10 protein-coding genes are annotated in these 15,426 nt (G+C 48.1%); 5 read left to right on the forward strand and 5 right to left on the reverse strand.

The features are described 5' to 3' along the window. Positions 1-80 precede the first annotated feature (80 nt). Positions 81-3,356: a glycoside hydrolase family 48 protein gene (locus tag ACUTVW_RS00960; protein ID WP_445644065.1), complete on the forward strand. Its 3,276-nt coding sequence runs from the start codon at positions 81-83 to the stop codon at positions 3,354-3,356. A gap of 531 nt (positions 3,357-3,887) precedes the next feature. Then, positions 3,888-4,715: a C40 family peptidase gene (locus tag ACUTVW_RS00965; protein WP_445644066.1), complete on the forward strand. Its 828-nt coding sequence runs from the start codon at positions 3,888-3,890 to the stop codon at positions 4,713-4,715. 106 nt (positions 4,716-4,821) lie between these two features. On the opposite strand, the gene ACUTVW_RS00970 is transcribed toward ACUTVW_RS00965, so the two are convergent. Continuing rightward, entirely contained in the window at positions 4,822-5,742 is a 921-nt protein-coding gene (locus tag ACUTVW_RS00970) for an ArsR/SmtB family transcription factor (RefSeq protein ID WP_445644948.1), read from the reverse strand. Positions 5,743-5,924: 182 nt separating this feature from the next. Between ACUTVW_RS00970 and arfA the strand changes: the two genes are divergently transcribed. Beyond that, positions 5,925-7,430 (forward strand): arabinosylfuranosidase ArfA, encoded by a 1,506-nt coding sequence (arfA, locus tag ACUTVW_RS00975; RefSeq protein WP_445644067.1) that lies wholly within the window; start codon positions 5,925-5,927, stop codon positions 7,428-7,430. An 805-nt stretch (positions 7,431-8,235) separates the two neighbouring features. Here arfA and ACUTVW_RS00980 read toward each other — a convergent pair. Further along, a complete protein-coding gene (locus tag ACUTVW_RS00980; RefSeq protein WP_445644068.1) occupies positions 8,236-8,988 on the reverse strand; it encodes an MBL fold metallo-hydrolase in 753 nt (250 codons plus the stop codon). 131 nt (positions 8,989-9,119) lie between these two features. Here ACUTVW_RS00980 and ACUTVW_RS00985 point away from each other — a divergent pair, with 131 nt between their 5' ends. Beyond that, the gene (locus tag ACUTVW_RS00985; protein ID WP_445644069.1) at positions 9,120-9,554 is read left to right on the forward strand and encodes an Lrp/AsnC family transcriptional regulator; all 435 of its coding nucleotides are present in this window, start codon (positions 9,120-9,122) and stop codon (positions 9,552-9,554) included. Positions 9,555-9,730: 176 nt separating this feature from the next. Here the strand turns inward: ACUTVW_RS00985 and ACUTVW_RS00990 are convergent, their stop codons facing one another. From ACUTVW_RS00990 to ACUTVW_RS01000, 3 genes are all read right to left on the reverse strand, one after another. Then, positions 9,731-10,234 carry a hypothetical protein gene (locus ACUTVW_RS00990; RefSeq protein ID WP_445644070.1) on the reverse strand — a complete coding sequence of 168 codons (504 nt, stop codon included), beginning with the start codon at positions 10,232-10,234 and terminating at the stop codon, positions 9,731-9,733. 112 nt (positions 10,235-10,346) lie between these two features. Then, positions 10,347-12,092 carry an ABC transporter ATP-binding protein gene (locus tag ACUTVW_RS00995; protein ID WP_445644949.1) on the reverse strand — a complete coding sequence of 582 codons (1,746 nt, stop codon included), beginning with the start codon at positions 12,090-12,092 and terminating at the stop codon, positions 10,347-10,349. A 136-nt stretch (positions 12,093-12,228) separates the two neighbouring features. Beyond that, a complete protein-coding gene (locus tag ACUTVW_RS01000) occupies positions 12,229-13,971 on the reverse strand; it encodes an ABC transporter ATP-binding protein (RefSeq protein WP_445644071.1) in 1,743 nt (580 codons plus the stop codon). A gap of 476 nt (positions 13,972-14,447) precedes the next feature. Here ACUTVW_RS01000 and ACUTVW_RS01005 point away from each other — a divergent pair, with 476 nt between their 5' ends. Continuing rightward, positions 14,448-15,368 (forward strand): S-layer homology domain-containing protein, encoded by a 921-nt coding sequence (locus tag ACUTVW_RS01005; RefSeq protein ID WP_445644072.1) that lies wholly within the window; start codon positions 14,448-14,450, stop codon positions 15,366-15,368. Positions 15,369-15,426: the final 58 nt, after the last annotated feature.

The following is a 15,426-nucleotide window of genomic DNA, read 5'->3' on the forward strand; positions in this document are numbered from 1 at the left end:
GTTTACAAGACAAACATCAGCATGGGCAGACCAGCAGCATTAATATTGAATTTCTACTATTCCAGGGAGGTAATATATTCATGTTGAAAACAGCTGCAAAAAAGAGTTTAACTGCCATGCTGGCGGGAACCGTCATGCTGACGGGATACACGGGACTCTGGGAAGGCCCTCAGGCAGCGCATGCTGCCGATCAGGCGATTGAGATTCAGGCCGATGGCGTGAATGAAGCACGCTTTTTACAACTATACGGGCAATTGAAAGATCCGGCGAACGGATACTTTTCTCCGGAAGGCATTCCGTATCACTCCATTGAAACACTGCTGAGTGAAGCCCCGGATTATGGGCATATGTCTACATCGGAGGCGTACAGTTACTGGTTATGGCTAGAGACGATGTACGGCCACTACACGGGAGATTGGTCCAAACTTGAAGCGGCCTGGGACAGTATGGAGAAGTACATTATTCCGGTCAATGAAGGGGATGGCAAGGAAGAACAGCCGACCATGAGTTTCTATAATCCAAACAGTCCTGCAACGTATGCAGCGGAAAAGCCATTCCCTGACCAGTACCCGTCTAACCTCAATGGTCAATATGCGGCAGGGAAAGACCCGCTGGATGCCGAACTTAAGGCAACCTATGGCAATAATCAGACGTATCTGATGCACTGGCTTATTGACGTGGATGACTGGTATGGATACGGAAACCTGCTGAATCCTTCCCACACGACAACGTATGTGAATACATTCCAGCGTGGAGAGCAGGAGTCTGTGTGGGAGGCCGTTCCTCATCCATCCCAGGATGATAAATCATTTGGTAAAGCAGGCGAAGGTTTCATGAGTCTGTTTACGAAGGAAAATCAGGCACCATCAGCACAGTGGCGTTATACCAACGCAACGGATGCGGATGCACGCGCGGTTCAGGTTCTGTATTGGGCCAAGGAGATGGGGTATAACAATACCGAATATCTGGATAAAGCCAAGAAGATGGGTGACTATCTGCGGTACGGTATGTACGACAAGTACTTCCAGAAGGTCGGAAGTGCGAAGAATGGTACACCAACACCGGGTACAGGCAAAGATTCCAACATGTATCTCATGGCTTGGTACACGTCATGGGGCGGTGGTTTGGGTCAAGGCGGGGACTGGGCATGGCGTATTGGAGCGAGCCATACCCACCAGGCCTATCAAAACCCGGTTGCAGCATATGCCTTGTCTGATCCGGCAGGCGGCTTGATTCCAGAATCACCTACAGCCAAAGCCGACTGGAATGCTACGTTGAAACGTCAGCTCGAGTTCTACACTTGGCTACAGTCCCATGAAGGAGCTGTTGCCGGTGGAGCAACCAACAGCATTGGTGGTTCATACTCGGCTTATCCGGCAGGTGTCAGCACATTCTATGACATGGCCTACCAGGAAGCACCAGTGTACCGTGACCCGGACTCCAACACATGGTTTGGATTCCAGGCATGGCCGCTGGAGCGTGTAGCGGAGATGTATTATATTCTCGCGGAGAGCGGTGATCTGACTTCTGAGAATTTCAAAATGGCCAAACAGGTCATTACGAAATGGGTTGACTGGACGAAAGATTATGTATTTGCTGGTGAGCGCCCTGTAACGGATGCTCAAGGCTACTATTTAAATGCAGCTGGACAGCGTATTCTCGGTGGAAAAAATGTTCAGGTAGCGACAACTTCGGCTCCAGGTGAATTCTGGATTCCAGGTGGTCAGGAATGGAATGGACAGCCGGATAAATGGAATGGATTCAGCGCGTATACGAATAATCCAAACTTCCATGCGGTGACCAAAGATCCGGTGCAGGATACCGGGGTATTGGGAAGTTATATCAAGGCGTTGACGTTCTTTGCTGCTGGGACTGAGGCAGAGAATGGTACGCTGAGTGTGAAAGGTCAGGAAGCTAAAGACTTGGCTCAGACATTGCTTGATACAGCTTGGGATTACAATGATGGTGTAGGTATCGTGACAGAAGAGGAGCGTAAAGATTACTTCCGTTACTTCTCGAAAGAGATTTATCTTCCGGCAAACTGGTCGGGTACCTTCGGTCAAGGGAATACAATCCCGGGTACTGCAGGCGTACCTTCCGATCCGGCAAAAGGCGGAAACGGCGTGTACATCGGGTACTCCGATCTGCGTCCAGCGATCAAGCAAGATCCGGCTTGGGCTTATCTGGATAACAAGTACAAAACATCTTACAACCCAACCACGAAGCAGTGGGAGAATGGTGCACCTAAATTTACGTATCACCGTTTCTGGTCACAAGTTGATATGGCTACCGCTTATGGAGAGTTCGATCGTCTCCTGGGTGACAGCGAAACGCCAGGAGTCGAGGCACCTGCGGTTCCAGCAGGTGTAACGGCTGCCGGCGGTGACAAACAAGTTGTTCTGAGCTGGACTGCTGCGGCGAGAGCAGCCTCTTACACGGTGAAACGCGCGGAAGTGAATGGTGGCCCATATACTTCTGTAGCGACTGGCGTTAGCGGTGCTACCTTCACAGATACCGGATTGACGAACGGGAAAGCGTATTACTACGTCATTAGTGCTGTAAACAGTGCTGGCGAGTCAGCACCATCTGCACAGGTTACGGCAACACCGCAAGCGGGAGTAGTTGTACCAGGAGCCTTCACCCTGAGTGGAACAGCCGGAGATGCAAAAGCTGTGTTGAACTGGACGGCTTCAACTGGAGCGGCAACCTATACTGTCCAGCGCTCGACGGGCACAGGAGCTTATGCCAATCTTGCTACAGGTTTGACGGCTATGACGTATACGGATGCAACAGCAGTGAATGGAACGGCTTATAATTACAGAGTGGTTGCCATCAATGCCGATGGACAGACGAACTCCAATGCGATTGTATTGACACCGATGGCTGCTCCGATTTCAACCGGAACAATCGAAGTGCAGTATCGCAATGGAGGATCGGGGGTTTCAGGCAATTCTCTTACACCGCAATTCAATGTGAAGAATACAGGAACAACGGCTATCGATCTGAGCAAAGTGAAGCTTCGTTATTACTTTACGAAAGACAGTGCCGCTGATATGAGCTTCTGGTGTGATTATGCACAGGTTGGCAGTGCTAATGTGCAGGGGAATTTTGTAGCTGTACAGCCGGCAAAAGGTACGGCGGATACGTATCTGGAGATCAGCTTTACTGCTGGAGCAGGTAGCCTCGCGGCAGGTGCTGAGACAGGAATCATTCAGACACGTGCTTCCAAAAACAACTGGACGAATTTTGATCAATCGAATGATTACTCCTTCAACGCCACCCAAACAGCATTTGGGGCATCGACTAAAGTGACTGCGTATCAGGATGGCGTGAAGGTATGGGGAATGGAGCCATAATCCAATCGGCAAGCGAAGAATGAATGATAAGGGCTGGTTTCAGGAATTGGGGCCGGGAACAAAACGTCCGATCTATCATTCAAACGTGCTGTTGATGTATATTACCATTGAAACGCCGGGGAGAAATCCCCGGTGTTTTCTTGTTTTTTAATCCATTAATTCTCATTTGTGAATGAGGTATTCCAGATTGGAGTGGAATGAAACGTAGTAATGTTTTCCAATTTACATAAAAATAATTATTAAAATCTAGTGCATAGGTTGCATATGCGAAGAGACCGAGGTCTGTCTGACCAAAACGTGGAAAACGAAGTATATCAATTGGTTACAATAATTTAACCTTTAATTCCGTGGGGAGTATGCTCTATTTTTCCAGTGTAAGAACGTTTTCCCTGATTCTTAGTGCTCAAGCTTGTCTAAACCCTTGCAGGACTTTGGGCTGATGAACGTTATGGATTGCCCGTTTACAATAAGGCGAGCCAGGAAGATGTGTTCTTGGTTAAAATTCTGTAATATCCGGAGGGACACGACATCATGAACTGGAAGAATACCATTGTTACGGCAAGTGTAACAGCAGCTATGCTGATGGGAAGTCTAACAACGGCAGCGCTCACAGGACAGGTATCCGCAGCAGCGTCAGATCAATCCCAAGTAGAAGTCATCAGGGGGGTAAACCTTCGAACCTCACCAACATCATCTGGCAAGGTTATTCGTATGCTTTCCAAAGGTGAAACGTTAACCGTGCTTCAGCAATCCGGCTCGTATTGGTATCAAATTAAAGATTCCGCTAATCGGACAGGCTACATATCGTCTTCATCCAAATACACACAAGCACTAAATGGAAGACCGGCAACAGGCAACACGGGCACGACTAACGGTTCTAACAGCAATGGTTCCAACCAAGGTTCTACAGAAAAAGGAAGTGCAGCAGTAGAGAAGGTCATCGCTGCTGGCATGAAGTTCATGGGGACTCCTTATAAATTTGGATCGGATCGTGACAGTACAGCAACCTTTGATTGTTCCAGCTTTGTACGGCGAGCTTTTCTCAATGGACTGGGCATTACACTCCCGGCTGACTCGCGTCAACAAGGAGATTATGTGAAGGGAAAAGGCACAGTCACAACGAATTGGAAAAACTTGAAACGTGGTGATCTGATGTACTTTATGTCGTATAAAGGTACCTCTGCATCAGCCTACAATGGCATAAATAAATCGCGTGCGACGATTACACATACCGGTATTTATATGGGTGATGGTAAAATATTGCATACATACTCCAACGCTGGCGGCGGCGTGACGATTAGCGATATTGCCGGAAAACATTGGGAAAATCGCTTCCTGTTTGGCGGCAGTGCATTGTAAGCATAGGTATAACAGCCAAACGAAAATCAGCTGAATATAGTGAACATATAAAAACACCTTTCATTTGCCATGAGTAAGAGCGAATGAAAGGTGTTTTTATGTTTTTTTATACTGCTGCTATTCCATCGTGGTAGAACAATCGGAATAAAATGTCTTGGTCGTAGTTGCCAAACCCCTCACCATACAGCGTCATCCCGCCTACATGCCTGGCGTCTTCCTCTACAGAAAGGCGCAACGTCCACTGATTACGTTCTACCGGAATGTCAGCAAGGGTGATGCTCGACAGATGCTGCCCATCGATAAACGTGCCTTCATGGGTTATGCGTAACACTTTAAGCATGCCATACTGATTAACGATATCACTCCACCAGTCAGGCGTGAATATGCCGCGTCCATTACCGGAGTCACCCGGGCTAGTCCATTCGCCCAAACGAATACCGTTTAGAGTGAACGTAATGTCAGAAGGCCAGTTTGGATTAACGGAAGGGGCTTCTGATCCGATCTCGAGTGACAACTCAATGGCGTCAATCTGTTGTCCGGTCAACATATAGTTTGGGATTTTATACTCGACAAATCCACGTCCCATCCACAAAATATGAGCATGCATCCGATCTGGATCCAGGAAATAACGGGGATCGTCATACTGCCCAATGACATGGTCCGACGTGGCTAAACCGCAAGTAGGATATACGTCAAAATGCGTGTAGTGCCCAACAGGGATGGAAACCTCGTGAAACTTGCGGGATATCCCTGTTTCTTGAGGCATGGAGATGCCAATCCAGTCTACAGCCAAACTGTTCATTTTATGCGTACCGCCGTCCTTGCGAACCATTTTGGATTGAATAATGCCTACATCTTGAAGCTTGCGGACATGCATGGTGACGATCGCACTGCTCAGGCCGAGCGAAGCTGCAAGGTCTTTCACATTCATCGGTGTTTCGGCGACAAGCCGGATAATCTGCAGACGAACCTCGCTTGCAAGTGCTTCATATAAGGGAAGCCATTCGGCATCGGTATTTGCTCTAATCACAGGTGTTCCTCCAATTTTCATATATAGAATTAAGTTAAACATAAATTCAGTGAAAAGAATAACATTTTTCGAATTTCGGGTTGAAATATGTGTTGTTATCGATTTTAATATAAATATGAACGTTGATCCATAGAATATCAATTAATTTTTATATTAATCTTAGGGAGATGAGATCATTCATGGAAAAGGCGAAAATGACGGTAGATAAAGATTTTACGATCGGTGAAGTGGATAAGCGTTTGTATGGATCATTTATTGAGCATCTGGGACGGGCTGTATATGGCGGAATTTATGAGCCAGGGCATGCTTCAGCCAATGAGCAAGGGTTCCGTACAGATGTACTGGAGATGGTGAAGGAGCTGCAAGTACCGATTGTGCGTTACCCTGGCGGTAACTTTGTATCCGGTTACAATTGGGAGGACAGTGTTGGGCCTGTCTCTGAGCGCAAACGTAGACTGGATCTGGCGTGGAGAACAGTTGAAACGAATGAATTTGGTTTTAACGAATTCGTGGATTGGGCTAAGCAAGCGAACTCCGAAGTGATGATGGCGGTTAACCTGGGAACACGCGGGGCGGATGCAGCTCGTAATATCGTGGAGTACAGCAACCATCCGGAAGGTTCGTATTACAGTGATCTTCGCATCAAACATGGATACAAGCAGCCGCACGGCATCAAAACATGGTGTCTGGGCAACGAAATGGATGGGCCTTGGCAGATTGGTCACAAGACTGCAGAAGAATACGGACGTACAGCCGTGGAGGCAGCTAAAGTCATGAAATGGACAGATCCAACGATTGAACTGGTCGCTTGCGGAAGCTCTCATCTGGGTATGCCGTCGTTCCCGGACTGGGAAGCAACGGTTCTGGATCATACGTACGATCATGTAGAGTATCTGTCCCTGCACCAGTATTACGGTAATCCGGAGAATGATACGCCAACGTTCCTGGCACGCTCACTGGAGATGGATCGTTTCATCGATACAGTGAAAGCAACTTGTGATTATATCAAAGCGAAGAAACGCAGCAAAAAGACGATGTATCTGTCCTTTGATGAGTGGAACGTGTGGTATCACTCCCATGAAAATGACTCCAAAATGGACCCGTGGCAGATTGCTCCGCCACAGCTGGAGGACATCTATAATCACGAAGATGCACTGCTGGTAGGCTGTATGCTGATCAGTATGCTCAAACATGCGGATCGGGTCAAAATGGCAAGTCTGGCTCAACTCGTCAACGTCATTGCTCCGATTATGACCGATACGGGCGGAGGATCATGGAGACAGACGATCTTCTATCCATTTATGCATGCGTCTGTATTTGGCCGTGGCACGGCACTTGTACCTTTGATTCAATCACCGAAATATGACACGAAAGAAATTACGGATGTTCCTTATTTGGAAGCCATAGCGGTGCATAATGAGGAACAGGGTGAAGTGACCGTATTCGCGGTTAACCGTCACTTGCAAGAGTCATTGCCGCTTGAAGTGGATTTGCGCAGCTTTGGCAAATGCAGCCTGATCGAGCATATCGTTCTGGAGGCGGATGATCTTAAAGCGGTTAATACCGTTGCACAGCCTAATAATGTTGTTCCACACAATCGCGGGGGTGCATCCGTATCCGATACACTCATCACCGCCAGTCTGGCGAAAGCATCCTGGAACGTGATTCGTTTGAAGGTTCAGTAACAAGATTAGCAAAGGGATTGAATTGAGCTGAGTACACTTCAATGTACTGAGTGTGTGAACGATAAGGTCGAAGTGGGATAAGGCTGAGGTATGATAAGGCTGGGGTATGATAAGGGCCAAAGTATAAAAAAACGAGATGCGAATATTCGCATCCCGTTTTTTTAATCCCACGCGTTAAGAGTAATCCCACGCATTAGAGTCCCATTGAGCTGTCCAACTGCGCTAACGATCACAGGAAAGCTTATTTAGGCACTTTACGTCACATTTTAAATCTAACGATCCTGAGAGACGCTATTTCGGTAAAAAGGGGTCAAATCTAAGGGGAAAGTGGGAATTTCGCATAAATAGCCTCCGCTGTGATCGTTAGAATTTCAGAATGGCGAAAACAGCTCAAATAGCATCTCCTGTGATCGTTAGAGTAATGCCGAGTAGCCCGACCATAATTCATTGACGCCGACTACTGCAGTCTACTATTATCGTACCTACGGCTGTATAGTTTGCCACTCCTACCTAGGCTTACGCTCTTAAAAACGTATTCCTTCTACCCCTGCATAAGGTGGCGATCACTAAGTGTGGCATCAGCCAGAGTATGTTACTTTCCCGTCGTGTGTAACTTGTTCCCTTGCTGCGTCCTGCTGACCTAATCTTGTATATTGCTCCGAGTTCCCGCTCACGGCGCTGTTACTGATGTTTGCCGTGTCTATCCTCAGTACAGTACTTCGATTGATAGTTTCTTGCCCTCGCATCTTACCCTACTAAGAAACGTTACTTAACGCGATACACTACATCCGCTCGCACTCGCTCTTCAAAACTCAAAGCTTTCGCCATCCTGCGGAATAAGCACTTCGCCTTCTAACTGTTCGGATGCCAGATGGGCGGCAAGGTCAGCGCGTGTTGTCATGCAGTGGTTGATGGCATCCATGTGCACAGCGATGAGGTGAGCTGAATGCGCAGCACGTCTCACAGCAGCCACGTCCGGCCCGTCCATGGTGATGGGATCACCCTGTAAGAAGCGAGCGCCTCCAGCATTTACAACAATGACCTCTGGTTTATATTGCTCAATGGCCGCAGCAGGCTCCTCACACCAGATCGTATCTCCGGCAATGTAGGTGACAGGTTCTCCATCCGCTTCAAGCACAAAGCCGGACACATTCCCCATACGTTTTCCAATCTCACCTGTACCGTGCTGACCCGAAGTGCGAGCAAAGCGTACGGAATGATGCTCATGCTTCACATCAACAGGCGTCACGTCCGTGAATCCGGCTTTGATGAAGACCGGCTCGTCCCCTGGCTGACACAACAACGGGATATCCTTGCGCAGCTGGCTCGCGGCAGCTTCATCCCAGTGGTCGGCATGTACATGCGTAACAATCAACAGATCAGGATGCAGAACATCCGTTTCGGTTTCGGGAAGATCGACTCTGGGGTTACGTAATTCATTCGGTGTATTCTGAAAAGCAGGCATGCTCTCGGCATCCATCAGCATCGGATCAACCAGAATGTTCAAACCGCCGTATTCCAGCCACAGTGTGGCATGACGAATCAATTGAAGTTTCATATCATTTGCACTCCTCTACGTTCTCTCTTAGTATTATCCTATATGTTATACAACCCGATTCACGTCGTACATAACACGCTGAATGAAATTCGGCTCGATTATTTTCAAGGTGAAAGGAATGCTGAACACGCATGAACGAAACGATAGACGCCACGGATATACGCATTTTGCAGATTTTGATTCGGGATGCCAAGCGTTCGAACAAGGAGATCGGAGAGGAAGTGCATCTTACAGGACAAGCGGTTGGGGCGAGAATTCGTAAGCTGCAGGATCTGGGAGTCATTGAAGGGTATACGGTAAAATGGAACCCCGACCGCCTGGGCCTTGGCCTGCAGGCATTTGTCACGGTATTTCTGAACTCTGGCGACAGACATGCCGCCTTTCGTACATTTGTGGCAGCCCGGGAGGACATCGTTGAAGTCCACCGGGTAAGCGGAGAGGGCTGTTACCTGATGCAGGTGCAGACAGGAACAACAGAGCAGCTTGGTGAACTGCTGGAGGCTTTGCTGCCTCTAGGTAATTATAGAGTAAACCTCTCTATTGGAGTGGAGAAGTCGCGTTACTAAGAGGATAGGCTTCTCTCAAGCTTAAGGTATACGGCAGGCTGGGAGAAACGCAGAAAAGGCATTAATCTCAGGCTAGTTTTGTAACCTTTTCTGCAAGTTAGATACATTTAGACCTGATTCAGCATCCCGCCCCAACAACATGATTCCAAATGATTACCCTATATCATGACACAAGCTCAGTCCGGGTCAAGCTCTTGATGTTCCTGTAGAGACTTTTGGAGAATGGACAAAGAGGATTGTAACTCTTTTTTGCCAAACAGATGATCGGTATGGATATGAACTCGTGTGCCGTCTTTCAGAAACAAAACATACATGGGAGAGGCAGACAGTTGCCATTTGCTTCGGGCAGGGGTGGCAAGCTCAATCTTACGAATCTGATTCCACGGAATATCTCGTTTTCCTGCGTGAAGGGATTGATTGTCCCATGAGACAAGCATCGCCACGCGCTGAATGGATCGGGTCCAAAACATAAAGAAAAACGGCCCTACCATCCACATGCCGAGTACGGCGGCCATAGGATAATAGATTTTTTCCACACTCTCGGTCTGTCCCGCAACGATGACCCATAGTAGCAACACACATAAGACGAGGAACAGGAAGCAGAGACTTCCTTTCCAGATGGCTGTTACGCGGCGATAGCGAATCTCCCCCTGCTGATGTTCAGATGTTGCAGGTAACATAGACTATTCCTCCTTCAAGTTCGAATGGATATGTAAAAATACCGCCTGCACCAGCAAAGCGGCCTGTATGACGTGTGAAGCTTATATTCATGTTTACGTGTTCTGACGGTATTCACCCTAACTTACTCGACTGCTGCCCGGATTCGCGCGCATGCTGGTACAGATCCGCATAAATCCCTTGAGCCGCAACCAGCTCCTGATGTGATCCTTCCTCGACAATAGCACCATGTTCCATGACCAGAATTCGATCGGCGTGCATGACCGTGGACAGACGATGTGCAATCACAATCGTTGTTCTGCCTTGCGATACAGACTCCAGTGCGTGTTGCACAAGCTGCTCCGTGTGTGAGTCCAGATTAGCTGTGGCTTCATCCAGAATGAGAATCCGGGGCTGAAATACAACGATTCGTGCAAACGAGATGAGCTGTCGTTCCCCGGCAGACAACCCGCTCCCGCGCTCGGACAGACGGGTATCATACCCTTGCGGTAAACGCTGAATCATTGCATCTGCTCCTACAAAACGGCATGCCTCCATCGCTTGCTCGCGTGTAATATCCTCCCTAAACATCCTGACGTTATCGATAATCGTACCCGAGAATAGAAACGGCTCCTGTTGGATCAAACCGACAATGCGGTGAAGTGAAGCTTGTGGAATGTGGCGAATATCGGTTCCGTCGATCTGAATGCTGCCCTGGTTGACGTCATAGAACCGATTGAGTAGGGAGATCAGTGTGCTTTTGCCAGCTCCGGTTGTACCTACAATGCCAACCATCTCTCCAGGGTACAGGTGCAGGTTCATATCCTGAATGATCGGCTGATCCGCCCGGTAACCAAAGGACACCTCGTTAAAATCAATCTGCCCCATAACCTGCCTTGGCTCCGGCAAGGACGCTTTGTCAGATTCCGGATCATGCACTTCAGGTCGTGTGTTCAAAATATTCCAGATCCGATCCATCGAAACCGTGGTCGACTGAAACGTGTTCCATTGCATCGTAATCTGGTTGATCGGTTGAAAAAACTGACGAATGTAGCTGATAAACGCATACAGCACCCCGACTTGCAAAGACTCGCCCAGCACGGCGCGACCGCCAAGCCACACCATCATGACCAGTGCCGCATTGCCTAGGATGTCAAATGTCCGGTTAAAAATCACATTGGAGCGGGCCTGTGTAATGTTTGCCTCCAGATGCCTTGCGTTCTGTTCCTTGAACCGTTTCCTCTGCTCTTCCTCTTGGTGGAATGCTTGAATCAGGAACATGCCGGACAAGTTCTCCGCAGTAAACGCGATTAGACGGGAAAGGCGCGTGCGTGCATTCTGATAGGCACTACGTAGTCTGCGGCGGAATAGGGCAGCCACGACAGCGATGACCGGAAGCACGATGAGCGAATAACTGGCGAGCATGGGATCGAGCTGAAACATAAAAAAGATAATGAGCACCAGCATCATGCCATCCCGGATCAGACTGAGCAGCACCTGGGTGAAGAAACTGCTGATCGTTTCCGTGTCGCTGGATACATTGGTCACCAGACTGCCGATATGGAAGCGGTCGAAGAAGGACATGGACATTTTGGAGATATGTCCGAACAAATCCTTACGAATACGAGCGACGATGCTCTGACCGACATGTTGTAACAGATTATTTTGAATATAGGTAAAAATAAAACTGATCACCGCCAGCCCCAGAAAAACGGCTGCAAGCTGAACGAGAAACAAGGTGCTGGTTTGACCCACGGCCAGATGATCATCGATGGCGATCTTCACCAGGTAGGGCTGCAACAGATCGGCTGATATGCCGAGCAGGGAGCAGACGAATATACCGGCAAATGCCCAGCGATGTGGTTTGGCATACCCCATCATAGCTTTAAACGAGGCGCGTTTGCTGTGATGTTCTTTGCTGGAGGAATCCGATTTTATGGCTGCGTTGTCGGAATTGGTGCTATTGTCCGAATGATCGCTACGGTTAGAATTATGGTTATTGTGTTTAGAATTCGCATCAGACATGATGTAACCCCTCCTCCTGCAAACGATAGGTCGCCGCATACAGCCCTTTGGCAGCCATCAACTCCGCATGTGTTCCCCGTTCAACAATCTTTCCTTCATCTAGCACCAGAATATCATCTGCATGACGCACTGCGCTGATGCGGTGAGAGATGATCAACGTCGTTTTGTCTTTGCCGATTTTGCGCAAGCTGCGAAGAATCCCCGTTTCAGTAACGGCATCCACAGCACTCATGCTATCATCCAGAATCAGCAATTGGGCCTGTTTGATCAGTCCGCGTGCCAGACTGGTACGCTGCCGCTGTCCACCAGACAGCGTAAGTCCGCGTTCTCCAAGCAGGGTATCGAAACGATCAGGGAAACGCACAATATTTTCATAGATCATTGCTTGTTTGGCACTGTCTTCTACGTCGTCCATAGGCGCCTCGCGGTTGCTGAATGCAATGTTGTCCCGAATCGTGGTGCTGAATAGAAATCCGTCCTGAGGTACATAAGCAATCCGGGATCTTAAACTATCCAGTGACAGCTCCCGAATGTCTGTACCATTGATGAGAATGCTGCCTTCTGGCGGTTCATATGTACGCAGCAGCAGCTTGACCAGTGTGCTTTTGCCTGAACCTGTTTTGCCGACAATCCCAACCGTGCGCCCTGCTTGAATCTGGAGTTGGATATTTTTTAGCGCGGGCGATGAGCTACCTGGATAATGGAACGTCAAATTTTGGATCGTAATCTCCTGCATGTTGTGCAGCGTCTCCGCTTGAGGGATTTCCTGTACGTCAGGTTCTTCGCTAAGAAGATCATTCACTCTTTCGAGAGAGGCTCCCGAGCGCTGCATCGTATTAATGACGTTGCCAATCTGCTGAAGTGGCCCCATGATGATCCGCAGATACAAGGTCAGGGCGACAAAACTGCCCAGTGTAATGGAGTTTTGCATCGTGAGAATGCCACCAACCAGCAGGGAAACCACGAGAGAAAGTGCACCGAGCAAAGGAAGTGTGGCTTGAAAAAGGGAAGACAGCCGCACCAGCCGCAGCTGCTTGCGTTTGATATCGTCGACGGTTGCGCCAAAACGGGTACGAGCGCTATCTTCAATGGCAAATGTTTTGATTACGCGAATACCTCCGAGTTGTTCTTCCGCAGACTCTGTCATCGTAGCGAGTGCCTCTTGCACATCACGGGAGCGCTTTCGAATCCGAGGACCGAAGAAAACAACCAGAAACGGAATGGCGAGCAATGGCACAATACTGATCAGGATCAGTGTCAGCGGAATGCCACTAAGCAGCATCATGACAACACAGGACAGTAACAGAAAAATGGCATTGGTCATCATGGTGACCCCGTTGGATATGGCTTCGCGGACGGAAGTGACATCGTTCATAAAATAACTGAGCAGCTTGCCGTTACCCTGTTTGGAAAAATAGTGCTCGCTAAGCTCGGAAAACTTGCGGAATATGCGTTCGCGCGTCATAAATTCAAATCGCCTGCCCAGCTTCATAATCATGAACTGGCCGGTACCAAACAGCAGGTTGTATGCAATCGCAACGGCAAGCAGTGAAAGACTGTAACGGATTACCGTTTGCATCTGGAGTGTGTTTTGCAGTAATTGATCTGTAAAACTACCCAGAATACGGGGTAAGGAAGCCTGACCGACATTAGACGCAATGATCAAAAGAACAGCCAGGAGATAGATGGGCCAGTTGCACAACACATAACCGCGAAGCAAACCTTTTTGGGACATAGGTGTGGGTTCTCCTTTAGTTACGAAGTCAAGAAAAGGGCAGACACCTCAATCTTAGCGTGTCATGCCCTCTTACTTTATGCGAACTTGTTTGTTATTTATCCGTCAACCGATGAATTGCTCTATTTATATTTTCGCGCTAATGGGAGCAGATGTCAATGAAGCTTGCTCGTCTTGGACGAGATATTTATAAGAAGATATACGAGCAAATTCGGAAAGGAATACAGCAAAAGAACACTCCAAGATGTGAACAGATATACAAAAGGAAAATGGACGTGGTTCAAGGTCTACATGGAGTTTTGCGGGTGATATTTCAGTCTGAGATACGTAAGGTATACAAGGCAATTCATATGCATTGTGATGAAGTATTATTCACCAAATAGAAAATCAACTGAAACATTTTTGGAGGGTGTCCCGTCTGTAGGGATGAAGAGATGAAAAACAGGTTTTACTAATTATATTGGAGGTGCCAGGAAATGAAACATAAAAAAGGATTGGCTGCAACACTTGCACTTTGCGTTTCTTTGACAGCAGGAGGTGCTTCGGCATTTGCATTTTCCGACATTAAGGATGAAGGCCAGAAGACGGTTGTTGATTCATTGAAATCGAAGGGGATTGTGAACGGAGTAACCGCAGATCTGTTCCGACCAGATGTAGCTTTGTCCGAGCCGCAGGGAATTCAGTTGATTGTCAAAGCGTTTGGATTGAAAAATGCATATGCGGAAGCTTCCGCTCAGACTAAAATTAGTCCGAATACCTGGTATGCGGATGCTGTGCAAGCAGCCACTCAGAATGGGCTGTCCGTTCCGGTAGAAGTGAATCCGCAAGGCAAGATGACGCGTGAACAATTTGTTATTTTGCTGCATGAGGGAATTAACACGACCGGTAATTATCCGGTAATCATGAAGTATAATGAAGTGAAGGATGAAAAAAAATTAAGTAAGGACGCCATATCTGCGGTCCAGAACTTGCTGAACATGAACATCATCGAACTGGACAAGGACGGAAACTTCCGCCCGGATCAGTCGCTTACTCGTATGGAGGCAGCTAGTATGATTTTCAATGCGCTTGAATTTGTGGATCAGCACGGCGGCGGTTCAACTGAGCCAGCTCCAACGAATCCTGGTGAAGGACAGCAAGGTATCGTACCTTCGGTAACGATCAGTAAAGTGGATGACAAAACAAGCAAAGTTACCTTGACGGCCGAGATGCCGCATCCGGGGTACGGATTAAAGATTGATGAAGTTAAACTGGAAAAGGATAATCACGCGATTGTAAAATATTCAATCGTGCAGCCTGATCCAGACAAGATGTATCCAATGGTTATTACGAAAGTAACGGCAGAAGCTGAAATTCCAACAGGATACACGGCGGAAGCGCAGCCTTCCGGTAAGTAAATTAGTGTGTATAAGGCGGATCACCTTACCTGTTGCTTGAGAGTGGGAGACTATACCG

The organism is Paenibacillus sp. TSA_86.1 (genome assembly GCF_052691815.1).